The sequence below is a fragment of the Novosphingobium anseongense genome (assembly GCF_037482895.1).
Classification (GTDB): domain Bacteria; phylum Pseudomonadota; class Alphaproteobacteria; order Sphingomonadales; family Sphingomonadaceae; genus Novosphingobium; species Novosphingobium anseongense.
The window spans coordinates 751,175-776,589 of sequence record NZ_JBBHJZ010000003.1 but is presented as its reverse complement, the minus strand read 5'-3'; the positions used below and the strand labels follow the sequence as shown (position 1 = coordinate 776,589).

Annotated in this window: 14 protein-coding genes; 8 read left to right on the top strand and 6 right to left on the bottom strand. The window is 67.1% G+C overall.

Annotated elements, in window-relative coordinates; genetic code table 11:
• Nucleotides 1-91: 91 nt before the first annotated feature.
• From WG901_RS17655 to mprF, 3 genes are read left to right on the top strand one after another with little or no spacing between them, the layout of a single operon-like run.
• Complete coding sequence (locus WG901_RS17655) at nt 92-907, top strand: AcvB/VirJ family lysyl-phosphatidylglycerol hydrolase (protein WP_339588402.1); 816 nt, start codon at nt 92-94, stop codon at nt 905-907.
• 2 nt (nt 908-909) lie between these two features.
• A complete protein-coding gene (locus tag WG901_RS17650; protein ID WP_339588401.1) occupies nt 910-1,341 on the top strand; it encodes a DUF2147 domain-containing protein in 432 nt (143 codons plus the stop codon).
• 22 nt (nt 1,342-1,363) lie between these two features.
• Nucleotides 1,364-3,943 (top strand): bifunctional lysylphosphatidylglycerol flippase/synthetase MprF, encoded by a 2,580-nt coding sequence (gene mprF, locus WG901_RS17645; protein ID WP_339588400.1) that lies wholly within the window; start codon nt 1,364-1,366, stop codon nt 3,941-3,943.
• On the opposite strand, the gene WG901_RS17640 is transcribed toward mprF, so the two are convergent.
• Nucleotides 3,944-4,609: a response regulator transcription factor gene (locus WG901_RS17640; RefSeq protein WP_339588399.1), complete on the bottom strand. Its 666-nt coding sequence runs from the start codon at nt 4,607-4,609 to the stop codon at nt 3,944-3,946.
• 140 nt (nt 4,610-4,749) lie between these two features.
• Between WG901_RS17640 and WG901_RS17635 the strand changes: the two genes are divergently transcribed.
• From WG901_RS17635 to WG901_RS17625, 3 genes are all read left to right on the top strand, one after another.
• Nucleotides 4,750-6,864, top strand: coding sequence for an ATP-binding protein (locus tag WG901_RS17635; protein ID WP_339588398.1), 2,115 nt, complete (start codon nt 4,750-4,752; stop codon nt 6,862-6,864).
• Nucleotides 6,865-7,199: 335 nt separating this feature from the next.
• Complete coding sequence (locus WG901_RS17630) at nt 7,200-8,306, top strand: HupA family protein (protein WP_339588397.1); 1,107 nt, start codon at nt 7,200-7,202, stop codon at nt 8,304-8,306.
• 77 nt (nt 8,307-8,383) lie between these two features.
• On the top strand, nt 8,384-9,739 hold the full coding sequence (locus WG901_RS17625) for a surface lipoprotein assembly modifier (protein WP_339588396.1): 1,356 nt from the start codon (nt 8,384-8,386) through the stop codon (nt 9,737-9,739).
• On the opposite strand, the gene WG901_RS17620 is transcribed toward WG901_RS17625, so the two are convergent.
• The 3 genes from WG901_RS17620 to WG901_RS17610 form a co-directional block, all read right to left on the bottom strand.
• Nucleotides 9,736-9,927, bottom strand: coding sequence for a hypothetical protein (locus tag WG901_RS17620; protein WP_339588395.1), 192 nt, complete (start codon nt 9,925-9,927; stop codon nt 9,736-9,738). The genes WG901_RS17625 and WG901_RS17620 overlap by 4 nt on opposite strands.
• 48 nt (nt 9,928-9,975) lie before the next feature.
• A complete protein-coding gene (locus tag WG901_RS17615) occupies nt 9,976-10,122 on the bottom strand; it encodes a hypothetical protein (protein WP_339588394.1) in 147 nt (48 codons plus the stop codon).
• A 62-nt stretch (nt 10,123-10,184) separates the two neighbouring features.
• Nucleotides 10,185-10,463, bottom strand: coding sequence for a UvrB/UvrC motif-containing protein (locus tag WG901_RS17610; protein ID WP_339588393.1), 279 nt, complete (start codon nt 10,461-10,463; stop codon nt 10,185-10,187).
• A gap of 264 nt (nt 10,464-10,727) precedes the next feature.
• Between WG901_RS17610 and WG901_RS17605 the strand changes: the two genes are divergently transcribed.
• Nucleotides 10,728-11,705: a LysR family transcriptional regulator gene (locus WG901_RS17605; RefSeq protein WP_339588392.1), complete on the top strand. Its 978-nt coding sequence runs from the start codon at nt 10,728-10,730 to the stop codon at nt 11,703-11,705.
• A gap of 19 nt (nt 11,706-11,724) precedes the next feature.
• Here the strand turns inward: WG901_RS17605 and WG901_RS17600 are convergent, their stop codons facing one another.
• Entirely contained in the window at nt 11,725-14,841 is a 3,117-nt protein-coding gene (locus tag WG901_RS17600) for an EAL domain-containing protein (RefSeq protein WP_339588391.1), read from the bottom strand.
• A gap of 248 nt (nt 14,842-15,089) precedes the next feature.
• Here WG901_RS17600 and WG901_RS17595 point away from each other — a divergent pair, with 248 nt between their 5' ends.
• Nucleotides 15,090-15,293 carry a hypothetical protein gene (locus tag WG901_RS17595; RefSeq protein WP_339588390.1) on the top strand — a complete coding sequence of 68 codons (204 nt, stop codon included), beginning with the start codon at nt 15,090-15,092 and terminating at the stop codon, nt 15,291-15,293.
• A gap of 140 nt (nt 15,294-15,433) precedes the next feature.
• Here the strand turns inward: WG901_RS17595 and WG901_RS17590 are convergent, their stop codons facing one another.
• Nucleotides 15,434-25,174, bottom strand: a complete 9,741-nt coding sequence (locus WG901_RS17590; RefSeq protein ID WP_339588389.1) for an Ig-like domain-containing protein — start codon at nt 25,172-25,174, stop codon at nt 15,434-15,436.
• Nucleotides 25,175-25,415 lie beyond the last annotated feature (241 nt).

Below are 25,415 nucleotides of genomic sequence, written 5' to 3'. Positions count from 1 at the left end.
TTCATACGAAAAGATGATGGCGCCCGGCCGCGCGAAGGATGAACGATCGGTCATGTGCGGAGCTTGGGAGAAGGCTGTAGGATCTCTTGCCATGACGCGAAAAGGAAGAACCCGTCTCGCCCTCGCCGCGGCCGTGCTGGCCGGCTTCTCCGGCTGGCTCGGCCATATCGGCTATTTCGGCGGCGGCACCTATTTCGAGGTCCCTGCTGGACGAGCCGCGGTCGCGCTCGCTCCACCGCGTACCGTCGCCGTGCTGTTCTCGGGCGACATGGGCTTCCGCGTCGGCATGGGACCGAAAATCGCTGACCGGCTCGCCGCCGACGGGGTTCCCGTGCTCGGCGTCAGCTCGCTGGTCGAATTCCGTCGCAAGCACAGCCCGGGCGAAGTCCAGGCCTTCATCGCCCGCTCTATCCGGCGGGGCCTCGCCTTTGCGCAAGCCGATCGCGTGATCCTGATCGGGCAGTCGTTCGGCGCCGACATGCTGCAGGTGGGCGCCACCGGCCTGCCCGAAGATCTGCGCCGGCGCGTGCAGATGGTCGCCCTGGTCGTGCCCGGTGATACCGTGATCTTCCGCGCCTCGCCCGCCGAGCTGTTCAACTGGGCCAGGCCCGACGCGCAGGCGCTGCCGACGGCGCGCCAGCTCACCTGGGCGCCGGTGATCTGCATCCAGGGCCGCGAGGAGGAAGACAGCCTCTGCCCGCACCTGCGCCAGGCCAATGTCGAGCGCGTGGCCCTGCCCGGTGGCCATCCGCTGCACTGGGACGCCGATGCGCTCTATGCCGCCCTGCGCCGCAAGATCGCGGAGACCGGTCCGCAGCCTGCCGACATTACCAAAAGTTCGCGATCGAGCCATCGGGGCGAAAGCCTGCGTGCAGCACAGGCCGGTCCAGACCGGACTGGAGGATAGCGATGACCCGGACGTTTCCGACCTTGGCCGCGGCGGCCATGACCCTGCTTGCGACCAACGGCGAGGCCACGCCAATGCCGACGGTCGGCTTCGAGGCGATCGGCACCTGGATCAATCCGCACGGTTCGGTGAAGGTCCAGACCGGCCCATGCCCCGCAGGCGCCATCGGCCAACTCTGCGGCTGGGTGGTCTGGGCCGCGCCACAGGCCGAGGCCGACGCCCGCGATGGCGGCACCGGGCGGCTGATCGGAACCGAACTGCTGCGCGGCTATCGCGCGACCGGCCGCGGGCTCTACCGCGGCGAGGTCTATGTGCCCGACATGGGCCGGACCTTCGTCTCGACGATCGAGCAGCGCGGCGCGAACGACCTCAAGATCAGCGGCTGCATCCTCGGTGGCATCATCTGCAAATCGCAGGACTGGCACCGCGTGTGAGCGGGCGCGCGAAAGGACCAAGATGACCTTCCTGACCCGGCATCGCCGTTCGCTCGAACTGCTCGCGGTGCTCGCGGTCGGGCTGCTGACACTCGCCGCGCTGCACGCGCTCGTCGAGGAGGTCCACCTCGCCGACATCCGTCGCGCCTTGGCCGCGCTCGCCGGCTGGCAGATCGCCGCGGCCCTCGCACTCACCGCGACGAGCTATTTCCTGCTGACGCTCTACGACGTGCTGGCGCTGCGCATGATCGGCCGCCCCCTGCCCTATCGCACCGCCGCGCTCGCCTCGCTGACCTCCTATACGCTCAGCCACAACCTGGGCTTCGCGCTGCTGACCGGCGGCTCGGCGCGCTATCGCGTCTACACGGCCGCAGGGCTCGAACCTGCCGACATCTTGCGCGTGATCGCGATCACCAGCCTGACCTTCTGGAGCGGCGTGATCGCCATGGCCGCGACCGCGCTGCTGATCCACCCGACTGCGCTGGAAATGGCGGGCTGGTCGCTCGATCCCGCAGTGCAGCGTGCGATCGGCGGCCTATTGCTGGCGCTACTCGCTGGTGCGATCGTCTGGATTGGGCGCCGCGGCGGCGGCACGATCACGCTCTGGCGCTGGAGCTTCCCGCGCCCCAGCCCGCGCCAGGCGGCGGTGCAGCCGCTGCTCGCCGCGCTCGATCTCGCCGCCGCCAGCGCCGCGCTCTACGTGCTGGTCGGCGGGGCTACGCCCGATCAGTTCCCCGCCTTCTTCCTAGGTTATGCGCTGGCGATGATCGTCGCGCTGCTCTCGCACCTGCCAGGCGGCCTGGGCGTGTTCGAGGCGGTCATGGTCGCCGCGCTGCCGGGGATCGAACCGGCCCGACTGCTGGCCGCGCTGATCCTCTATCGCGTGATCTACTACCTGCTGCCGCTGGCGATCGCCGCGGTATTGCTGGGGCTGCACGAACGACGCCGGCTGCGCGCGCCGCTCGATGCGATGCATATGGTCCTGCGCGGCATCTCGCCTGCCTTCCTCGCGGCGATGGCCTTCCTCGGCGGCGGCGTGCTGCTGATCTCGGGCTCGCTGCCCGCCATTCCCACACGCCTGCACGCCTTGCGCCATGTCCTGCCACTGCCGTTCGTCGAAGCCTCGCACATCGCCGCAAGCCTGGCCGGCACCGGCCTGCTGCTGCTTGCCCCCGCGCTGTTCCGCCGCGTCGACGCCGCCTTCGTGCTGACCCGCGCGCTGCTCCTGGCCGGCGCCGGCTTCTCGCTGGCCAAGGGCTTCGACTATGAGGAAGCGACAATCCTGCTGGTCATGGCCGGGGTGCTGCAGATGGCGCGGCCAGCGTTCTATCGTCGCACCGTGCTCTCGGCCGCGCTGCGCTATCCTGGGCCGATCGCCGCGGTCGCGACCTGCCTCGCGCTGACCGTCTGGATCGGCTTCTTCGCCTATCGCCATGTCGACTATCAGAACGACCTCTGGTGGGAATTCGCCTGGAACGGCGACGCCTCGCGCTTCCTGCGCGCGACCTTCGGCATCGCGGTCATGCTCGTCTGCTTCGGCGCGACCTGGCTGTTCGGCCACGCGCGGCCGCAGGCGCTGGCGGGCGACATGGACGTCGCCGCCAGCGCCGCGGCGATCGCGCGCAGTCCGCGCAGCGAGGCGCTGCTGGCGCTGACCGGCGACAAGCGCTTCCTGCGCTCGCCTTCGGGCGAGGCGGTGCTGATGTACCAGATCCAGGGGCAGAGCTGGATCGTCATGGGCGATCCGCTGGGCCCCAGGGACGAATGGGCCGACCTGCTCTGGCGCATCCGCGAGATGGCCGACCAGGCGCAGGGGCGGCTGCTGCTCTACCAGATCGGCATCGAGGCCATGCCGATCGCCGTCGACCTCGGCCTGCAGCTGCTCAAGTACGGCGAGGAGGCGCGCGTGCCGCTGGCCGGCTTCTCGCTCGATGGACCGGGGATGAAGGACCTGCGCCACGCCGAGCGGCGTGCCGAGCGGGAGGGCGGCAGCTTCGCCATCGTCGCCGCGGCCGAGGTGCCGCTGCTGATGGACGAATTGCGCGCGCTGTCCGACGGCTGGCTGGCGATCAAGGGCCAGACCGAGAAAGCCTTTTCGGTCGGCCGCTTCGATCCCGCCTATATCGCGCGCTTCGACTGCGCGGTGGTGCGGCAGCAGGGACGCATCGTCGCTTTCGCCAACATCTGGGCCACGAGCGACCGCGAGGAACTGTCGGTCGACCTGATGCGCCATGCCGAGGCCATGCCCTATGGGACGATGGACTATCTGTTCGTCCAGCTGATGAAATGGGGCAAGGACCAGGGTTTCCACTGGTTCAACCTGGGCCTCGCGCCGCTGTCGGGACTCGAGGCGCGCCGCCTGGCGCCGATCTGGGCGCGGCTCGGCGGGCTGATCTACCGCCATGCCGGCGGGCTCTACCGCTTCGAGGGGCTGCGCGCCTACAAGGAGAAATTCGCACCCGTCTGGCAGCCGCGCTACATCGCCGCGCCCTATGGCCTGGGCCTGGCGCGCGCGCTGATCGACCTGCAGACCCTGGTCGGCGGCGGCCGGATGAGTGCGGCCCGCCCACGCAAATTGCCGCGTCCGCTGGCGGTCGCCTGATCAGACCAGGCCGCGCCGCACCGCCTCGCGCGTGGCTTCGGCACGGCTCGATATGCCCAGCTTCTGGTAGATCAGCTTGACGTAGCCGGCGACGGTATTGGTCGAGAGGCCGAGCTTGCCCGCCGCCTCGGACACGGTCAGCCCGCGCGCGATCAGCGCCAGGGTCTCGGTCTCGCGCGCGCTGAGGCCCGCCTCGTTGGCGCTCGGCGCTGCCGGCGCGCGGAACAGCGCGAGGATGCGCTGGGCGATCGAGGGCGAAAGCGGCGGCTCGCCGCGCTCGATCCGCTGGAGCGTCGCGACGATCTGATCGCGGTTCTCTTCCTTCAGGATGTAGCCCTGCGCACCCGCGGTGATCGCCTCGATCAGGTGTGCGTCATCGCCGTAGATGGTCGCGACGACGCATTGGGTCGCAGGCGACGTCGCGATCACGGCCCTGACGATCTCGATGCCGCGGCCATCGGGCAGGCCGAGATCGACGATCGCCAGCCAGGGGGCCCTTCGCGTGCGCTCGGGCGCGTGGAGCCATTGCAGCGCGCCTTTCACCGTAACCTGCTCAACCACGGTCACCGGGGTAAAGGCCAGCTCGATGGCTTCTCTCAGCCAGGCGCGCGTCGCCGCCTGATCCTCGACCAGCAAGCACAGCCGCGCGTCGATCTGTTCCCCCATCGCGCCAGATTAGCACATCCAACATATTGAACATCCCCGATTTGGGGGGTTTCTCTCGGCGGATTACGGCGTAGCCTCCGAGACGGGCAAGAACACGCATGGGGGTGCGGGTGATACGGAGATTGACACCAGGCGACCGCATGATCGGCGTGGTCGCGATAGGACTACTGTGCGCCTGCGCGGTGCTCTATTTCGCGGTCTCGCAACCCTGGCTCGGGCTCAAGCTGGCCGTCGACGGGCATGGGTCCACCGTCGCGGCACGCGTCCAAGGGCCTTCGCGCGCAGTGCCACTCGGCGCCCACCTGACAGCGATCGGTGACGGCACCAGCCGGATCGATCTGACCGCCGGCGACCTGCTGATCGAGCCCGACGGCAACCTGCCGCGCTTTGCCGATTACGAGACCTTCCTTGCCCGGCAGGACGCGTTGGCGGCGGTGATGCGCGCGCCGCGGGTGGAGCTGTTCGGGGCGCAAGAGGGCATCTGGGCGGTGACACCGCTGCCCCAGCGACCGATCGGCGACCTGCCCACCGAATTCTGGGTGGCGCTCTTCGTCGGGCTCGTTGCCTGGCTGATCGCGGGGTCGATCTGGGTCTTCCGCAGCGAGCTGCGCAGCGCGCGCTACCTGCTGCTCAGCGGTGCTAGCACCTTGGTCTTCTCCCCCTTCGCCGCGGTCTACGGCACGCGCGAACTGGCCATGGCTTCCGCGCCGTTCCGCTTCTTCAGCGACATGAACTTCTTCGGCGGCAGCCTGTTCATCGCCGCGCTCGTCGCGCTGATGCTCTACTACCCGCGCGCGATCGCCCCAGCCTGGATCGGCCGCGCGGTGGTGGCGCTGTTCGTCGGCTGGTTCGTGGCGCAACAGGTCGGTCTGTTCGATTCGATGGTCTTCGCACGCCGCGCGCTCGTCTTCGTCGGCCTGATCGCGACCTTCGCGCTCGCCGCCGTACAATGGCGCGGAACCCGTTTCGATCCGGTCGCGCGCGCCGCGCTGCAATGGTTCCTGCTGTCCTGGCTGGTCGGCTGTTCGGCCTTCGCGGCACTGATCTTCGTGCCGCAGATGTTCGGCATCGACACCTCGAAGATGCAGGCCTTCGGCTTCCTGCTGTTCGTGCCGGTCTATGCCGGCCTCGCCTTCGGCATCATCCGCTATCGCTTGTTCGACCTCGGCGAGTGGTGGGCGCGGACGATGACCTGGATGCTGTCGCTGGTCATGCTGGTGGTGCTCGACATGCTGTTCCTGCTGGTGCTGCACCTGTCGCCGGGGCTGTCGATCGGCCTGGCGCTGCTCGTCTGCGGCCTGGTCTGGCTGCCCTTGCGCGGCCTGCTCTGGGGGCGGCTCGTGGTCCGCCGCCCGCTGGACACGCGCGGGCGGTTCCAGCGGCTCGCCGACGCGGCCTTCCAGGACGGCGCCGAGGCGCGCGGCGAGGCCTGGACCAGGTTGCTGCAAAGCATCTACGATCCGCTCGAAAGCACACTGCAAGCGGACTGTAGCGAGACTGCCGAAGCCCGCCTCGCCCAGGACGGCCTGGTCCTGATCGTTCCCGCCGCGGGCGATGTGCCGCCGCTGCGCCTGGCCAATGCCCAACGCGGCCGACACCTGTTCAATCGCGCCGATGTCGATCTTGCCAACGACCTCGCGGCGATGTTCGATCACCTCGTGCGCAACCGCGGCGCCTTCGACGCGGGGGCGGCGACCGAGCGCAAGCGCATCGCGCAGGACATCCACGATCACGTCGGCGCGACCTTGCTCGATGCGCTGCATAGCCCGCGCTCGGATCGCAAGGACCGCCTTATCCGCGACACGCTCTCGGACCTGCGCGGGATCATCAACGGTACTGGTCAGCAGGACCTGCCGATCGGCGAGGCACTTGTCCCTATCCGCCGTGAGACCGCCGAGCGGCTCGAGACCAAGGGCATCCGGCTCGACTGGCAGGCACCCTCGGCCGAAGCGGTGCTCGACGCGGCGCGACTGCACACGGTCCGCTCGATCGTGCGCGAGGCGGTGAGCAATGCGATCAAGCATGCCGAGTGCAGCCTGCTGCGGGTCTCGATCACGCTCGAGGCCGGCGAACTGTCGTTGGTAATCGAGGACGACGGCAAGGGCTTCGACCCGCACGGCCCGGCGACCGGCGCAGGGCTCGTCAACATCCGCGATCGTGCGACCGTTGCGGGCGGAGACTTCTCATGGCTGGCACCTGCAGGCGGCTTCGTCTCGCGCCTGCACGTACAATTGCCCGTCCCGGCAGGCACTTAATTGCCCACAGACCCCCTGAACGCGGGGTGACGAAGCGCGCGCGCGCGGCAAATCTGCTCTCGCGCCGGTGAACGAACCGGCGAGCGGATCGGACCGCGGGGGCAAGAACGGGCAGATCACAGGGGTATGGGCATCGCCTGCCGCGAACACTCGCGAGCGGCGCACCCGCTGTGACGGCCGAGCGAAGCCACGTCATCCATGCGGTGACGACCCGGGATTTCCACCGCGATCGTCGCTGAACGGGCGCAGCGACGGGCCGGCACCTGCGGGATCGCCGGACTTCGTACCGGACGCAAGACGCGCGTCCCTTCGCAGTTCAACAGGGGAATGACATCATGAACAGTGGCTCGCTGAGAGCGTCGATAATCGCCATGACCGTGGCGCTGGGCGCCTGCAACAACGACGGCATCAACTCCACGCCCGTTCCGACGCCGGCGCCCACGCCGGCTCCGACACCTGCGCCGACTCCGGCGCCGACGCCTACTCCGACCCCGGCACCGACGCCCACTCCGACCCCGGCACCGACGCCCACTCCGACACCAACGCCAACGCCAACGCCAACCCCTACGCCGACACCCACGCCCACGCCCACGCCGATGGCATCGGGTTCGGCCGCCATGCGGCTAGGGGCGACGGCCAACACGAGCTACAGCGCCGCGACCGCGCAATTCGCTTCGGGCGGTACGACGATCTACGGCGACCAGAAGGCCGAACGCTTCGGTGCCGGCACGACGATCGACTACAACGCCGCGAGCGACAGCTACACGTTCAAGCGCAGCGACGGCCTGAGCATCACGATGGCGCCGTCGAACATCAACCGCACGGGCACCTTCGACGGCTCGGGCGGGATTTTCGGCCAGACCATGGGTACCGGCTACGAAAAGGAAGAGGCCGGCCGCAAGCATACGATCTCGATCGTCGGCCCGGGCACCTACCAGGGCATCAAGATGTCCTACATGACGATCTCGATCTGGAACGTGCTCAGCGGCAGCGGTATCTCCACGCGCAACGAGTTGCAGTGGCAGCTCTGGGGCAACCGCACGCAGACCATGCCGACGACGGGCTCCGCGACCTACAAGCTCGACGGCGGCATCGGCGCCAACGGCTTCGAGGCCTCGGGCTTTGCGGGCACCGCCTACGATTTCCTCAAAGGGGAATCGACGGGCAACCTTTCGGTCAACTTCGGCTCGGGCAGCCTCAACCTGCTGATGAACCTGATCGGCTATGACTACGTCGCCAACAAGTCGAAGGATTTCGGCAACTTCAACGGCTCGGGCTCTATCACCAGCGGCAGTCCGAACTACAGCGGAACCTTCACGCAAGGCGGCGACTTCCACGGCGCCTTCTTCGGGCCCGCGGCGGAAGAGACCGGCTTCACCTTCTTCATCAACACGTCGACGATCGATATCACCGGTGTGGCGGTGGGCTTCAAGCAACCGTGACGGTGTGGGGTGGCCGGCCTTCGGGTCGGCCGCCCCCGCCCCGGCGTCCGAACTCTGTCCAAGGTGATCCGCCCATCGTGACCTGCGTGGCCCGCCCCGCGCTCCGTGCCCTGCGCGCCTGCTGCCTGGCCGGCGCGCTGCTGCTTCCCGTGTCCGCGGCTCGCGCGCAGGAGAGGCCTGCGAGCGCCGCTGTCGTCGGCCTGTCGCCCGCCGAACTGTTCGACTTTGCCGACCAGGCGCGCGACGCCGGCGATTTCGTCACTGCCGAAGCGGCCTATCGTGCGCTCGCCAGGCATCGCGATGTCGAAATCCGCACCGAAGCGCGGTTCCGCCTGGGGCGGATGCTGGCCGATGGCCAGCGCAAGTATCGCGAAGCCGCGATCGAATTCCGACGCATCCTCGACGAAAAGCCCGACCTGCCCGCCGTCAGGCTCGAACTCGCGCGGATGCACGCGCAGCTCGGCAACCTGCGCGCGGCCGAACGCGAATTCCGCGCGGCCTCGGCCGCCGGACTGCCACCAGAGGTCGAACAGATCGTGCGCTTCTATGCCAACGCGCTGAGCTCGCGAAAGCCGTTCGGCGGTTCGATCGAGATCGCGCTGGCGCCCGATAGCAACATCAACCGCGCCACGCGCGCGGACTCGCTCGGCACGGTTATCGGCAATTTCGCGATCAACGAGGACGCCAAGGCGCGCTCGGGGCTCGGCCTCAACCTGCGCGGCCAGACCTATTATCGCCACCGCCTCGGCGCGCGCACCGATCTGCTGGCGCGCCTGTCGGCAAGCGGCAATCTCTATCGCGACGCCGCGTTCAACGACATTATCGTGAGCGCGCAGTTCGGCCCCGAATATGCGATCGGCACCGATCGTGTCGCGCTGTCCATGGGTCCTGTCTGGCGCTGGTACGGGCAGCAGCCTTTCTCGACCGCCTGGAGCGCCGGCGCCACCTGGCAGCATCCCACGGGCAAGCGCTCGCAACTGCGCGCCGAGGGCACAGTCGCGCGCATCGACAACAAGTTCAACGACCTGCAGGATTCGCGCAGCTTCTCGCTCTCGGCCGCGCTCGACCGCGCGCTGACCCCGAAGTTCGGCGCCGGCCTGCAAATCCAGGCGACGCGCGAGACGGCGCGCGACCCCGGCTATTCGAACGTCACCGCGGGCGTTTCCGCTTATCTGTTCCGTGAGATCGGTCGCACGACGCTGGTCGCCAGCGCCGGCTACAGCCGGCTCGAAGCAGACCGGCGCCTGTCGCTGTTCCCGCGCCGTCGCGCCGAAGATCGCTACAGCGCCAGTCTCGCGGCAACCTTGCGAACGCTCCAGGTCGGTTCCTTCGCGCCTTTGGTCCGGCTTCGCTGGGAGCGCAACGTGTCGCCCGTGGAGATCTACGACTATCGGCGCGTCGCGGCGGAATTCGGCGTGACCTCGGCCTTCTAGCGCTCCTGCGAACCCCTATCCAGGTCCCACCCGAAGCGTCGCGGCGGGGCGATCAGTTGGGCGAGCGTCAGCCAGGTGTCGCGACGATCGAGCAGTTCCCGGCGCTTTGCAGGATCGTCCACGTCTGCGGCAGCGCGCTCGCAGACCTGTGCCTGCTCGAGGTAGAACTGTCGTTGGGCCTCCGACATCGCGCGCCACCTTGCGCCGCCCCGCCCGAGAGCGGAGCGGCAATCGCCTCAGACCAGGTCGGGCGAGGACTGGACCGCGGCCCGCTTGCTGAGCGGACCGCCCGCCAGCCGGACCTCGCCGGCACCGACCTTCCGCTGTTCGATATAGCGATAGGCAGCATAACCCAGGGCACCGAGAGTGAGAAGCTTGAGCATGAAATCGTCCTTTCGTTTGCTAGGGAACGGTCGATCGCCGCGGAGGCTCCCGACAAACGGCCCTAACGCCGCCTTCCCGATGTGTTGGATGTCATCGGATCGGGCTTGCGTGGCGGCTTCCAGCCCGGAGGCCGGACCGGCTTCGGCTGGCTGGTGCCGATCCCCATCGCGCCGGCCTGCTGTCGTTTGAGCCCTGACGTATCCGCCTGCGCGGCCTCTGCCGCGGTGGCGCCGCCGCGTAGCAGATTGATCTCGTCGCGCAGGCGGCGGGCTTCCTCGAAATCCTGGGCTTCTGCCGCCGCGGTCATCCGCTGCACGAGTACGTCGATTCGCCTGTCCATCCTGCTGCAACGGCGTGTCGCGTCTTGCGGTTCCGCACGCCTGCTTCCTTCTCGCTTTCTGAAGGACGCACAACGAAGCGCCCAGACAGCGTTCAACAACAAGGGCTTAGCGTGCAAGGGTCGCGGTTCTGCGTCAAACGGTGCCCCGACGTGGAACCGCGGCAACCGGATCGCCATGGAAGCCGGTTTCCGCCCCGGTCATCCGATCATAACCTCAACGCGATATGGCTGGAGCCGGTATGTCCGAATGGGTATGATGTGGGCGTGAACCTGCGTCGCCTCCGCTACTTCCTCGGCACCGCCGCCGAAGGCTCGATCAGCCGCGCGGCGCAGTCCTATGGCATCGCGCAGCCAGCACTGACCCGGCAGATTCAGTTGCTCGAAGCCGACATCGGCGCGCAACTGTTCGAACGATCGCCGCGCGGCCTGCGACTGACCGACACCGGGCAGTTCCTCAAGGACGCGCTCGAACTGCCGCTGAGCGAGATCGAAACCGCGCTGCGCAGCGCCCGATCCTACTCGACCCAGATCAAGGCCTCGCTGACGATCGGCATGCCGCCGTCGATTTCAGAACTGTTCGGTCAGCGCGTTATTGCCCGCCTGCGCGCCGAACTGCCCAACATCGCGCTGCGGATCGTCGAGGCGGATTCGAGCAAGCTCGCGCTCGATCTCTCGCGACGGCTGATCGACACGGCAGTGCTGGTTTCGATCATTCCCGAACAGCGCGTATCGCGCGCGCAAGTGCTGACGGAACCACTGATGCTCGTCGGCGCGCCGAACTCGCAGCCGTTCGCCAAAAGCGAGGTGACGGTGCAGGATCTCGAGAACACGCCGCTGATCCTGCCCTCGGGTCCGTCGGGCCTGCGGATCAATCTCGAACGCGCGGCCGAGGCCGCGGGAATCAAGATCGCACCGGTAATGGAAGTCGATTCGATCGAACTGACCAAGCGGCTCGTCGCCGAGGGGGCGGTCTGCACGATCCTGCCCGAACGCGCCTATCGCAGTGAAGCGGAACGCGGGGAACTGACCGGCATTCCAGTGATAGAACCTCGGCTGACGCAACCGGTGCTCTGGGCGGTCAAACCCGACTGGCGCCTGCCCCGCGCCGTCTACAACGCGGTCGAGCGCGTCGTGATCGAAGAGTGGTACGAGGCGGTGACCTCGGGCGCCTGGCCCGCGGAATGGGTGTTCGATTTCTCGATCCTGTCGATCCCTTTCGCGAAGGCGATCGTGAAGGGCTGAATGCGGCCGGTCCTGTCGCCTATCCGCGCGGTCCGCTCAGACCGGCCGCGCCGGGCAGGATCTTCGGGCCGAGGTCGCTCCACGGGCGTTCACCCCGCACGGCGAAGGTCCGCGGTCGCGTCGAGCTCGGCGCCGGACCGATGCGCCGCGCGCCACCGGCCGCCGCAAGCACGGCGGCGATCTCCGATCCGGTCATGGCCGCGATCATCGCGGGAACGTGGTTCGCCGCGACGGCCCGGGAAAACAGGAAACCCTGGCCGAACTGGCAATTCATCCGCTGCAGCGCCAGCGCCTGCGAAGCGGTCTCGATGCCCTCGGCGACGACCTCGATCTTCAGGCTCCGGGCGAGGTTGAGCACGGCCTCGATGATCGCGGCGTCGTCGGCGTCGGTTTCCATGTTCTGAACGAAGCTGCGATCGATCTTGATCACGTCGACCGGGAATTGCTTGAGGTGGCGCAGCGACGCATAGCCGGTGCCGAAGTCGTCGAGCGCGATGCTCACGCCGGCGTCGCTGAGCATCTTCAGCGCACGCTGCACGAAGTCGGACCCGCGGCCGAGGAACACGGTTTCGGTGACTTCGAGATGGAAGTGGTGCGGCGGCACGCCGGCGCGTTCGAGCCTTTCGAGCACGCTTTCGGCAAAGCCGTCGCTGCGGAATTCCGCCGCCGCCGCATTGACCGCGACGTGGCCGAAAGGAACTCCGCGATCGAGCCAGTCGCGCATGTCGACGATGACGCGATCGATCATGCTGTCACTGATCGTCGCGGCGAGTTCAAGGTCCTCGAAGGCCGCGCTGATGGTACCGGGCAATTGGATGCCGCGCGTATCGTGCCGCCAGCGCAGCAGGGCCTCGAAGCCGTAGACCGAAAGATCGTCGAGCCGCACCTTGGGCTGATAGAACGGCAGGACGCGATCCTCGCGCAGCGCGGTGCGCGCGAGGTTGATCATCGACAGCCGCTCCTGCAGTTCGGCGCGATGCTCGGGCTGGAAGGTCATGGCGCGACCGCGCCGTGAAGATTTCGCGGCGTAGAGCGCGATGTCCGCGCTCTTGAGCAGGTCTTCCTGCTGATCGCCATGATCGGGGAACAGCGCGGCGCCTATCGTCGTATGGCAATCGAGCAGGCGACCGGCATGGGTGACCGGCTGGCGCAGTTCGTCGAGCAACTCGGACGCGCGCGCGTCGAGTTCGGCCACGTCGGCGATATCGTCGAAGATCACGGCGAACTCGTCGCCGCCCAGGCGCGCCGCGAGCGCGGTATCGCCCGGCAGGTTCACGCAGAATGCCTCGAGCCGGGTCGCGACGGTCTGCAGCAGCGCGTCGCCCGCATCGTGGCCCAGGGTGTCGTTGACCTGCTTGAAATGGTCGAGATCGAGCACCAGCAGGCCGATCTTGCTCTCGCTCTCACGCGCCTTCGCGACGGCATCGTGGAGCGTGCGCTGGAACAGCGAGCGGTTGGGCAGTTGCGTGAGCGGATCGCGCGTCGCGCTCCAGCGCAGGCGCTCCTCGGCCTCGCGCCGGTCGGTGATGTCGCGCGAGATCGCCACGAGCTTGACGGGAACGCCGTCCTCCCCGAGCACCGGCGATATCACGACCTCGCCCCAGCGCGTGTCGCCCGAAACGGTTTGCCCCGCCGCGGTGAACCGTCCGATGCCGCCGCCCCGCGCCTTCGCCAGCGCCTTGCGCACGAGCGCTCGGTTCTGCGAAGGCCACAACTGGTCCCAGGGCCGGCCATAGAGCGTGGCGACCTCGCTCACTTCCATGCCGCTGGCCCCCGCGCCGTTCATGAACTGGAGCGAGCCGTCGAGCGCGAGCAACATGACGCAGTCGATGCTGGCCTCGACGATGCTGCGATTGGTCGCCTCGCTTTCGCGCAGGGCCGCATCGGACAGCTTGAGTTCGCTAAGGTCCATGAGCGAGCCCACCAAGCGGATGGGCCGTCCGGCCGGATCACGCATGACCTGGCAACGCGTGTAGATGTCGGCATAGGTGCCGTCGCCGCGCCGGAAGCGATGCTCTCCGACATAGCGTCCGTCGCTGCCGGCCACGAGATCGCCCAGCGCCGTGGAGACGCGCTCGTAATCGTCGGGATGGACCTGATCGCGCCACCACTGCGCCGTATGCCGCACATCCTCGGGCCGGTGGCGCAGGACCGCGGTGATCGCCTCGTTGAAGGTCATCTCCTGCGTCGCGAGATCGAGGTCCCAGATGACCTCCATCGCCGCCTGGCTGACCAGCCGGTAGCGCTCTTCCGTCTCGCGAAGCTTGCGTTCCGCGATGACCTGCTGATGGACGTCCCGGATGAAGCCGTCGAGGTACAGCGGCTCGCCATCGGCGGAATAGGCCGCGCGCCCGCGCTCGTGCACCCAGAGGACATCGCCATCGCCACGGACGAGGCGGTACTTGAGTTCGAACGGCAGCCTGCTCTCGATCGCAGCGGTCACCGCCCCGGTCAGGTCCTCGACGTCCTCGGGATGAACCAGCGTCATCCAGTCGCGCCCGCCGTCGAGGAATTCCTCCGCGGTATGACCGGTCAATTGTTCGACCGCACCGCCGATGAAAGCCATCGACCAAGGCGGTTCGAGCGAGCAGCGATAGGCCACGCCCGGCAGGCTCGCGACGATCGCACGCTGGTGCTTTTCCCGTTCGCGCAGCGCGGTCTGGTCATCCTTGCGCTGGGTCACGTCGTAAACGATACCGCCGAGATACCGGTCGTGCCGGCCCTCCCCGGCGGCGTGGCGCGACAGGCTGTAGAGCCAGCGCACCACCCCATCGGGCGTGCGGACGCGGAACTCGACCTCATGCGGAACGCCTTGTGCGATCGCCTGGCCGGCGCTCTGCCAGATCCGCTCGCGATCCTCCTCCAACACCCAATCGAAGGCCGTGTTGCCCGAATAAGGGACGGGATCGAAACCGAGCAGGCTGCTCGCGGTCGCGTCCATGGCGAAGAGGCCGCTGACGGTATCGAGTTGCCAGGTACCGACGCCGGCCGAGGCCAGCGCAAAGGTCAGGAAAGGCGCCGTGCCCAGCGGCGGCATGCCGGCAGCGTCGCCGGCAACGTAGCCCGCAACGGGGACGCGTGCGACTTCCTCGCTGCCGCGCCAGAAGGTCCTCTCACCCCCCGTGCCTAGATCCACCGCCCCATTCTCCCAGAACCGTTCGTTCGTGAAGCGATCTCGATACGCGATTTGGGTTAATGGCTCCTATCCGAGCTGACCGGTGCTGCCCCGAGTGGAATCCCGTGCTCGTGATCGCGCGTCATCGCGGCAAACTGCCGCCTGGAAACCAACCATTCCGATGGAAAGATCCGATAGGGAGTGAATTGAGTTCTGGCTAAACTCCCATCGATTGGAATAGCTTCTGCCGTCAAACACAGGAGTGCAAGATGTCCGCGCCGCCAGGTCAAGAGCCCGACGATACAGATGCCTCCGAACGCAATGCCGAGCGCGCCGAGCTCCATTTCCTCGCCGCGCTAACCGACGAATTGATGCGCGCCCTGCTGACGTCGGGGGTCCTCACCCAGGCGCAGCTCAACGAGATCGAGGCGGAAACCGCCAAGAAGATCGGGTCGATCCCCCGCGCCTGGTGAGCGCTGGTGACGGCGCACGGGATGATTTGAAACCCCGTATCGACTGAAACCAGGCCGGCCAGCCAGCCAAGAGGACCGGGCCGGAATCCCCTCGGCTCGCTATGCCACGATCGCGGAATCAACCTGTTCGATTCGGCACCTCACCCAAAGGTGCCGAAGGTCGAGACTCCATGGTCGATAGCCGCGGTCGCCAGGTCGAGCTCGAGCGACAGCGCCGCGCTCGCCGGCGCGACGGCGCCTGGCGTGGTGCCGATACCCTGCGTTCCGACCTGGATCACGCCGTTCTTGATCGTCACGCCGAAGCTCTGCCCGGCGAAGGAGAACTGCGTGCCGTCGGCATCGCCCTGGACCGGCAGGCTCAGCAAGCGCAGGTCGCCCTGGGCAGTGTAGACGTTGATCACATTGCCCGTCTGCTGGAACCTGTAGGCTCCGATCGCTTCGGACAGGCGCACCGCGTCGACGCCCTGATCCGCAACGATGCCCGCAGCGCCGGGCAGGATGACGAGCGTCTCGCCGCCGCCCGTTCCATAGACCTTGGTACCGCTGGTGGCGGCGGTAACCTGTCCATCCTGCGCAAGGAACACCTGTGCCCCGCTCTCGCCCGTCGGCGCGGGCTCGACAGCGCCGAGCGTCGGCACCACCGCCCCCGGGGCGACCGTGGAGACGGCCGTTCCGCCCACTCGTATCTCGCCACCGCTGATCAGGACCGAAGCCGTGCCGTTGGCGAAGACGATCTGGGTGCCGTCGGCATCGCCCTGCACGGCCGTCTTGAACACCAGTTCCCCGCCGCTGAAGACGTTGATCTGGTTGCCGGTCTGCTGGAACTGGTAGGCACTGGCCGGGCCGCTGAGATAGACCCGATCGACATTCTGATCGAGCGTCACCCCGCTGACGCCCGCCGACAGCACGACGGCTTCCTGGCCCTGGCCGCCGAACACCTGGACGTTGCCCGAGACCAGCACCGTGTGGCCGCCGCTGGCGAGGTAGAACCCGGTCTGCGGCGCGCCGGGAGGTGGCGGCGTGACGGCCACACCCTCGATCGCGACGTTGATCGTCTGCGTCGCGGTTCCGCCCTTGCCGTCCGACGCCGTGACGACGACCGCATCGGTACCCGCGGTCGTGCCGCTCGGCGTATAGGTCAGCGCGCCATTGGCGATCGCGACCGTCCCCTTGCCGCTCGTCGCGCTGTAGGTGAGCGGGTCGCCGTCGGGATCGGTCGCTCCCAGCGCCAAGGTGATCGGCTTGCCTGCGACCGCAGCGGCGAAGATCGCCGAATTGGCGAAGACCGGGACCTTGTTGGCCGTCGGCGTCGGCGAACCCGAGCCGCCGGACGACGACGGCGGCGCCGCGACGTTGACCGTGACATGGGCCAGGGCATTGCCGCCCTTCCCGTCCGACACCGCGTAGTCGAAGCCCGCTGCGCCCGAGAAACCGGAGGTGGGCGTGAACACGATCTGCCCGTTGTTGAGCGTCACCGTGCCGTTCGTCGCCTTGGTCACGAACGAGAGCGTGAGCGCGTCGGCGTCGGGATCGGTATCGTTGGCGAGGAGCGACGTGGCGGCCCCCGTCCATTGCGCGTTCGCGGCGATGCTGAACGTCTCGCCGACGAGGACCGGATCCTTGTTGCTCTGCGCGGTCGATACGGCGGTGACGCTGGTGGCCGCATCGATCGCCTGGGTCACTGTCTTGGTCTCGGTGACGAGCTGGGCGATCTCTTGCGAAGAGACCGTCGGCAGGCCGGCGGTGAGCACGGCACTGATCACGGTGCTGTCGGTCAGGCTGACCGAGGTATTGTTGGTCACCGCGTTTTTGGCGGCCGTGGCCAGGGCGTCGGCCGCACCGGCCGTGTCACCTCCCACGCCGGCGACCGAACCGAGCACCTCGGCGATGGCGGCCGCGATCTTCTGAGCCGCCAGAGCATCGGCGCCGGCGGCGCCTCCGGTCTGCGCCACGGCGATGAGGTCCAGGCTCAACGGATCGGCCAGGCCCGTCAGACCGAAGGCATCGAGTGTGGTCTGCGTCGCGCTCTGGACGGTTTCGCCCTTCTCTACGAGCGTCTGGATCACCGAGGTCAGCGGATTGACCACGGTCGCCCCTTCGGGCGCCGAGAACTGAACCGTATTCGGCTTGTTGGTATCGAGGTTGGTGCCGCCGAAAGCGCGCAACGGCCCCTGAACGTGGCTGTTGAGGACGAAGTCGCCCTTGCTGTCGGTGATCGCGAAAGGCTCGCTGGCGTCGAGTTGGTTGTTCTTGTTGGCGTCGATGTAGACCGTCGCGCCGGCGATATAGCCGTCGGCCACGAGGCCTTCGTTCTTCGCCGAGACGAAGGCCGCACCGTCCCAGAAGAAGGTGCCGTCGCTGAACTCGTAGAGTTCGACATTGCTGACCGTGGTCGTGCCGATCTGCAGCGCGCCACCGTTGCCGACCACCGGGGTGACGCTCGTCGAGGCGCCCGCGAAGACGACGGTATCGACGCTGTCGCCGCCGTCTACCACGTTGGTGCCCGCCCCCGGCGTCAGCCGGTCGCGCCCACCGCCGCCGTTGAGCGTATCGTTGCCAACCGTGCCTACGATCGCGTTGTCGCCCGAGCCGCCGTTGATCGTGAAGGTTACGCTCGATCCGTTCTCGAAGACATAGCCGGCGCCGTCGAAGTTCCCGCCCGTCGCCAGATTGACGACGATACGGCCCGTGCCGTCGAGCAGCAGGCCACTCGGCAGCCCCGCCATGGTCGCGCCGCTGACCGTCAGGACGCTGGCCAATTGCGAGCTGGCATTGGCCTGGTTCGTGGTGAAGGCCGCGCTGAGGTGGATGCCCTCGATCGAAACCAGCGTGCCCTGGAAATTGACGTTGCCGCCGATCGACAGGAAGTCGGTGCCGTCGCCGCCGTCGAACAGCGTGCCCGCGCCGGTCAGCGTCGTTTCCACACCGGTCGACTGGCCGTTGGCGTCGTTCATGACGACGTTGCCGATCGCCAACGTATCGTTGCCGCCCTTGCCATAGAGCTGATCGGTGCCGCCACCGCCGGCGGCGATGTATTCCATGCCGTCGGTGCCGTTGATCGTGTCATTGCCCGCGCCGGTGCTCAGGTGCTGCACGCCGACATGGGTCGAGGCGTTGAGCGTGACGTTGCCGCTGCCCGCCGCGATCACGAAGACGCGGTCGCTCTCCTGATAAGCGCGCGTCGCGGTAGACCAGTTGGTGTAGGTGAAGCTGGGCGCGGTGAAGGTGTAAGGCTTTCCCGCCTCGGTCTGGGCGATCAGCACCAGCCCATCGCGGCCCGCGCCGCCGATCAATTCCGCCGTCGCCGAGAGGCCCGCGCCGATCTGGTTGGGGAACGGAACCGAATTCCCCTGCTGGAGGATCGTTCCCCCGAAGAACAGTTGCGCGCTGATCGCCGTGCCGGTGGTCGAGCGGAAATCGAGCCGTTCGATCGAGGTCAAGTTCGCTGACCGCAGCTCGAGGTTCGAGGTTGGCGTGGGGATCGAAAGATAATAGCCCGTCGGCACATTATCCAAGGTGCGCAGTTCGATCGTGTCGGTGCCGTCACCGCCGTTGAACTCGCTGTTGGCCAAGACCGGCGCATCGACGATCAGTATATCGTTGCCCGCCTCGCCAAACAGGCGATTGGCCCCATCGTTGCCGTTCAGCGTATCGTTGCCATCGCCGCCGTTGAGGGTGTCGTTGCCACCCTTGCCCACCAGCACGTCGTCGCCGGTGCCGCCGAACAGGCTGTTGTCGGCAGAGGTGCCGATCAGCGTGTCGCTGCCGAAATTGCCCGTGGCGTTGTTGATGCCCGAATAGCCGGCCAGGTCGATCGTATCGTCGAAGATTGTCCCCGCCACCGCCGGGTTGGACGGCGTGATGATCCCGCGCGTCAGGAAGACGACGCTGGCCGACTGGCCGGAGATCTGGAACGAGAGGCTGTCGATGCTGGTGAGGGTATCGGTGCCGAGGAAAGACGCCGAACCGAGCGCTTTCACGGTCGCCGAAGCCGATCCGGCATTGGTCGGCGTGACTTCGAACACGGTCTCGACGAAAGTCCCGTCGACGAGGCGGTTGACGAGCACCTTGCCGTCCGCACCCTGAGCCAATTGCAGGGCGCCCGTCGTGTCGGCCGGCAGCACGAACTGCGCCTGATCGCGGTCCCCCGCGCCACCGTCGATGCTGTCGTCGCCGGCCCCCCCGATCAAGATGTCGTTGCCGTCGGCACCGTAGAGCGTGTCGTTGCCGCCGTTGCCCACCAGCGTGTCGTTCCCGGCACCGCCGTAGAGCGTATTGGCATCGTCGCGGCCGATCAGCGTGTCGTTGCCGAAATTGCCCGCCACCACCGCGTAGCCCGGATAGTCGGCCAGGTTGATCGTGTCGCCGAGGAAGGAACCGACGATGGGCTGGTTCTGACCTGGCACGGCGAAGGGCGTCGCGAACATCGCGATGCTCTCGTTCTGACGTCCGAAGACCTGGAAGATCAGGTCTTCGATGTTCGTGACCGTGTCGGTACCCAGGAAGGCCGCCGAATTGAGGCCAGTCACCGTCGCCGCGCCGGCGCCGGTCGGGGTGATCTCGAACACGGTCTCGGCGAAAGTGCCGCCGGTCACCAGGCCGTTGCTGAAAGTGCCGCCGACGATGCGATTGACGAGGATCTTGCCGTCCGCGCCCTCGGCGAACTGCAATGCGCCCTCTGTTTCGGGCAGGACGAACAGCGCGCGATCGCGGTCGCTGCCATTCGCGCCGCCATCGACGGTGTCGTTGCCCCCGCCACCGATCAGCGTATCGGCACCGTCGCCGCCGTTGAGCACGTCGTCGCCACCATTGCCGACGAGCAGGTCGTTGCCGGCGCCGCCGAACAGGCTGTTGGCATCGTCGCGGCCGAGGATCGTGTCATTGCCGAAACTGCCCGCGACCAGGGAGAAGGTCGGGTAGTCGGCGAGGTTGATCGTGTCGTCACGGATCGACCCGAGCACGAGCGGATTGCCCGAAGTGACCGTCAGCGGCGTGAGCTGCGCCGCGATCGTCTGCTTGCCCTGGATCTGGAAGTTCAGGTCATCGATGTTGGTGACGGTATCGGTGCCCAGGAAGGCCGCCGAGCCGAGCCCGACGACGGTCGCCGCGCCGGCACCGGTGGGGGTGATCTCGAACAGTGTCTCGGCGAAAGTGCCGCCCGTGACGATGCCGTTGTTGGGATCGACCGTCCCACCCGTCACCCGATTGACCAGCACCTTGCCGTTCGCGCCTTCGGCGAGCTGCAGCGCACCGACCGTGGTCGACGGCAGGACGAACAATGCGCGGTCGCGATCGTTGCCGCCGGCGCCACCATCGAGCGTGTCGTTGCCCGCGCCGCCGGCCAGGGTGTCGGCCCCGCCGCCACCGTTGAGCGTGTCGTTGCCGGCATCGCCCGAGAGGAAGTTGGCGCCGCCATTGCCGGTGATCGTGTCGTTGCCCTCGCCGCCGTTGGCGCTGATGTTCACCGCGGCGTCGACGCCCGGATAGAGCGTGGCCAGATCGATCACGTCGTTGGCCAGCGAACCGCTGACGTTGGCGCTATTGTTGGTCACCGCGCCTACACGCGGGACGAGGTCGACGACGAGGATCTGGTTGGCCGGTATCTCGGCCGGGTAGTGCTCGACGAGGAAATGCAGTTGCTCGACCGCGTTGACCGTATCGGTGCCGAGGCTCGCCATGCGGTTGAGACCCGTCACGAGCGCCGCGCCAGTGCCGCCAACCGTGATGCTGAACAGATCTTCGTAGCTCGCGTCGGTCTGCGTCAGACGCGCACGGAACTCGCCGGGCGCGATCGCGACCAACGACAGACTTCCCTCGGTGCCGCGCGGGATGACGAAAGCCGCGACGTCCGAGCCGCTGCCGCCATTGATCGTGTCATTGCCGGCACCGCCGGTCAGATAGTCATCGCCATCGCCGCCGTTGAGCGTGTCGTTGCCGGCATCGCCCCAAAGGAAATTACGCCCGGCGTTGCCGGTGATCGCATCGTTGCCGGCGTTACCGTTGGCGTTGAGTTCGACGGTCGCGGCCACGCCGGGATAGAGCGCAGCAAGGTCGATCGCGTCGTTGGTGATCGAACCGCTCACCGTCGCCCGGCCATCGACCACGGCCGACACGATGGGCGCGAGATTCAGGCCGAGGAACTGTTCGGGCGGCACGTTATCCGGGTAGTGCTCGACGAGGAAATGGAGTTGCTCGATACTGGTCACGGTGTCCGTGCCGAGCCCCGCCATGCTGCCCAGACCCTGCACTGTCGCTGCACCGGTCCCGGTCACGGTGACGCGGAACAGGTCCTCGAAGCTGCCGCCCGCCTGGGTCAGGCGCACGAAGAACAGACCCGGGGTAGCGTCCTCGACCAGGCTCAAGGTACCGGTCGTGTCGCGCGGAATGACGAAGGAGGCGGTGTCCGAGCCCGGACCGCCGTCGATGGCATCGTCGCCTCCGCCGCCGCTCAGATAGTCGTTGCCGAGATCGCCGAACAACTGGTCGGCGCCGGAAGTGCCGAATACGCTGTCATTGCCCGAATTGCCGCGGGCGAGGTGAAGGTTCGGATAGGCGCCGAGATTGATGTTGTCGTCGAGCACCGAGCCGAGAACGAAAGGATCGTTCCCGCCGACCACGCCCTGACCGATCGCGAGCGTGACGATCTTGTCGTTCGGCAGCGGGTCCGGATAATGCTCGATGAAGACGTGGATCTGCTCGATGTTGGTTATCGTGTCGGTGCCGAAGCTGGCCTGGGAATTGAGGCCGACCACCGTCGCGGCACCGAGGCCGTTCACGGTGATGCGGAACACGTCTTCGGTGCTTCCGCCCGAGGTCAATTTCACCGTGAACTGGCTCGGCGTGTCCTGGACCATGCTCAGCGTGCCCGCGAGCCCCTTGGGCATGACGAAGGCCGCGGTGTCCGAGCCCGTGCCGCCGTCGATCGTGTCGTCGCCGTCGCCGCCGCGGATGTAGTCGTCGCCCCCCGCGCCGTTGAGTGTGTCGTTGCCGGCATCGCCCCAGAGCGCGTTGCGTCCTTCGTGACCGGTGATCACGTCGTTGCCGATGTCGCCGTTGGCGTTCAGTTCGACGGTCGTCGCCGCGCCGGGATAGAGCGCGGCCAGGTCTATCGTGTCGTTGCCGATCGAGCCGCTGACATGCGCGACATTGTTGACGACCGCAGGGACGAAGGGCGCGAGGTTCAGCACGACGATCTTGTCGGGCGGAATCTGGGCGCCGTTCTGATCGATCAGGATATGGATCTGCTCGACGTTGGTGATGGTGTCGGTGCCGAATTCCGTCGCCGGGCCGATCCCCTGGACCGTGACCGCACCGTTGCCGGCACTCGTGATGCGGAACACGTCCACACCGGTGCTCCCTCCCGTCGGGATGAGCTTGACGAGGAACTGGCCGGGGCCATCGGCGACGAGGCTCAAGGTGCCCTGGACGCTGTTGGGGATCACGAAGGACGCGATGTCAGAGCCGGCCCCACCGTCGAGCGTATCGTTGCCGTCGCCGCCGGACATGTAGTCGTTGCCCGCGCCGCCATTCAGCGTGTCGTTGCCGTCCCCGGCGAACATCGTGTCGTTGCCGTCGTTGCCGTTGAGCACGTCGATGCCGTCGCCGGCATTGAGCTGGTCGTTCCCCGCGCCGCCGATCAGGTAGACGGTGCCTGGGTGATTGCTGCCCGCGTTGAGTTTGTAATCGGCCTGGCTCCCCGCCGCGCTGAAGATCACCGCGTCGTTCGCGCTCCAGGTCTCGAAAGTGAGATTGGGCAGGAAGAATTCGCCGCCGCCTTGGGGCGCGGCCACGATCAGGCTGTCAGCCCCATCGCCGCCGGCGACGTTCAGCACGCCGTTAAGCTGAGATCGCGCGATTATCGCGCGCAGCGTCTCGCCCGCCTGCGATCCGAAGGCGATGCGCTCAATCCCTGAGATCGTGCTGGGCGGGAGTTGGATGAAGGTATCCATCCCGCCGCTGGGAAGCGGCGCCATGGCCCCGCCGCGCAGTTCGAGCGTATCGAAGCCGTCACCGCCGTTGAACGTGCTGCCCGCAACCACGGGCGTATCGATGATCAGTGTGTCTTCGCCCGGCCCACCGTCGAGCTGGTCCTTGCCGCCACCGCCGTTGAGCGTGTCGTTGCCGCTATTGCCCTGGAGAATGTCATCTCCGGCTCCACCGTATAGACCGTTGTCCTCGCCGGTGCCGATCAGCGTGTCGTTGCCGAAATTGCCCGCTGCGACCTTGATACCCTGCCCGAGGTAGTTCGCCAGGTTGATCGTATCATTGGCGAAGGAGCCGACGACCACCGGATTGGGTCCCGTCGGCACCGCCAGAGGGGTAGCGAAAAGAACGACCGCTTTCTGGTCCTGAAGCTGGAACACCAGATTGTCGATGTTGGTCAGGGTGTCCGTGCCGAGATAGGCAGCCGAATTGCGCCCGGTGACCGTGGCGGCACCAAGACCGTTCGGCGTGACTTCGAACAATTCTTCGACCACCGTGCCGCCGGTTGTGATGCCGTTGGCATCGACCGCACCGCCCACGACTCGGTTTACGAGGATCTTGCCGTTCTGCCCTTGCGCGAACTGCAGAGTGCCCGCCGGTCCGGCCGGCAGGAAGAACACGGCCGCGTCGCGATCTCCTCCACCCGCGCCGCCGTCGATCGTGTCGTTGCCCGCCCCGCCGATCAGAGTGTCGGATCCACCGGATCCCAGAAGGATGTCGTTGCGTGCCGTGCCCCGGATCTGCTCGCCGCTGGAACTGCCATTGACCGTGAACGTAACGTCGGAGTCCGGCTCGAAGGAGTACCCGGCACCATCGAAGGTCTCTCCCGGCGCGAGATTTACGACGATCTGCCCCTGACCGTCGAGGATGAGATTGGCCGGCAGTCCGGCTATGCCAGCGCCGCCGATCGTCAGGACCGTCGCCAGCTGCGAACCGCCGTTGGGTAGGTTGGTGGTATAGGCAGGGCTCAGGTGGATGCCCTCGATCGAGGCGAGCGTCCCCTGGAAATCGACGTTGCCGCCAATGGAAAGGAAGTCGGTGCCGTCGCCGCCGTCGAACAGCGAGCCCGCGCCGGTCAGCGTCGTTTCGGGCCCGCTCGGCGATCCGTTGGCACCATTCGGAATGACATTCGCGAGCGCAAGCGTATCGTTGCCACCGTTACCATGGAGCGTGTCGGCACCGCCATTGCCGCCCGACAGGTATTCCATGTCGTCGCTGCCGTTGATCGTGTCGTTGCCCGCGCCGCCGCTGAGATGCTGCACGCCTGCGTGCGCCGAGGCGTTGAGCGTGGCGTTTCCGGTGCCCGTGGCGATCACGAAGACGCGGTCGCTCTCCTGATAAGCACGGCTGGCGGTCGACCAGTTCGAATAGGCGAAGCTCGGGGCGGTGAAGGTCAGATTCTGACCCGTTACGGTCTGGACGATCAACACCACCGCGTCGCGCCCGGTGCCGCCAACGAGCGTCGCCGTCGCCGACAATCCTCCGCCGATCTGGTTGGGGAAGGGAACCGTGTTGCCCTGATTGAGAGTCGAGCCGCCGAACAGGAACTGCGCACTGATGCCGGTGCCCGCATCCGAGCGGAAATCGAGCCGCTCGATCGAGTTCAATTGCGCCGTAGTGAAAGCGAAGCTGGTCGTCGGCCGGGCGATCGAGAGATAGTAGCCGGTCGGCACGTCGGACAGGCTGTGGAGTTCGATCGTGTCGACGCCGTCACCGCCAAACAGCTTGGTTCCCGCGAGCAGGGGGTCGTTGAGGACGATCGTGTCGTTGTCGGCACCGCCGTCGATCGTATCGACCCCGCCACCGCCGTTGATCCGGTCGTCGCCGCCGAGCCCGTTGATGGTGTCGTTGCCCGAAGTGCCATCGAGGACGTCATTGCCCGAAGTGCCGTCAGCCATGTGTATTCCCCCTGTCGCGAGATGCCCGCGATCGTCTGCCCCATGCCGTTTGAGCCGCGCCTTGCCCGCGCGGCCTGTTGTGAGATTGTTTTCGGCAGGGAAGGCGACCGGCACGGACAGCCGCGTCACAAGTCGGGTGGTCCAGACCCGACTTGGAGCGGCCGATCGACGGCGACTGCGCTATTCCACTGCTTTTTGTGGCGAACCCGTCGTTAAGACCTAGGTAAGGCTCAAGAACCGG

What these genes read in the sequence shown, in the direction of transcription:
- WG901_RS17620 (WP_339588395.1), bottom strand. Translation starts at nt 9,927, where the DNA reads ATGTCGGAGGCCCAACGACAGTTCTACCTCGAGCAGGCACAGGTCTGC.
- WG901_RS17640 (WP_339588399.1), bottom strand. Translation starts at nt 4,609, where the DNA reads ATGGGGGAACAGATCGACGCGCGGCTGTGCTTGCTGGTCGAGGATCAG.
- WG901_RS17590 (WP_339588389.1), bottom strand. Translation starts at nt 25,174, where the DNA reads ATGGCTGACGGCACTTCGGGCAATGACGTCCTCGATGGCACTTCGGGC.
- WG901_RS17635 (WP_339588398.1), top strand. Translation starts at nt 4,750, where the DNA reads ATGATCGGCGTGGTCGCGATAGGACTACTGTGCGCCTGCGCGGTGCTC.
- WG901_RS17595 (WP_339588390.1), top strand. Translation starts at nt 15,090, where the DNA reads ATGTCCGCGCCGCCAGGTCAAGAGCCCGACGATACAGATGCCTCCGAA.
- WG901_RS17610 (WP_339588393.1), bottom strand. Translation starts at nt 10,463, where the DNA reads ATGGACAGGCGAATCGACGTACTCGTGCAGCGGATGACCGCGGCGGCA.
- mprF (WP_339588400.1), top strand. Translation starts at nt 1,364, where the DNA reads ATGACCTTCCTGACCCGGCATCGCCGTTCGCTCGAACTGCTCGCGGTG.
- WG901_RS17630 (WP_339588397.1), top strand. Translation starts at nt 7,200, where the DNA reads ATGAACAGTGGCTCGCTGAGAGCGTCGATAATCGCCATGACCGTGGCG.
- WG901_RS17650 (WP_339588401.1), top strand. Translation starts at nt 910, where the DNA reads ATGACCCGGACGTTTCCGACCTTGGCCGCGGCGGCCATGACCCTGCTT.
- WG901_RS17655 (WP_339588402.1), top strand. Translation starts at nt 92, where the DNA reads ATGACGCGAAAAGGAAGAACCCGTCTCGCCCTCGCCGCGGCCGTGCTG.
- WG901_RS17615 (WP_339588394.1), bottom strand. Translation starts at nt 10,122, where the DNA reads ATGCTCAAGCTTCTCACTCTCGGTGCCCTGGGTTATGCTGCCTATCGC.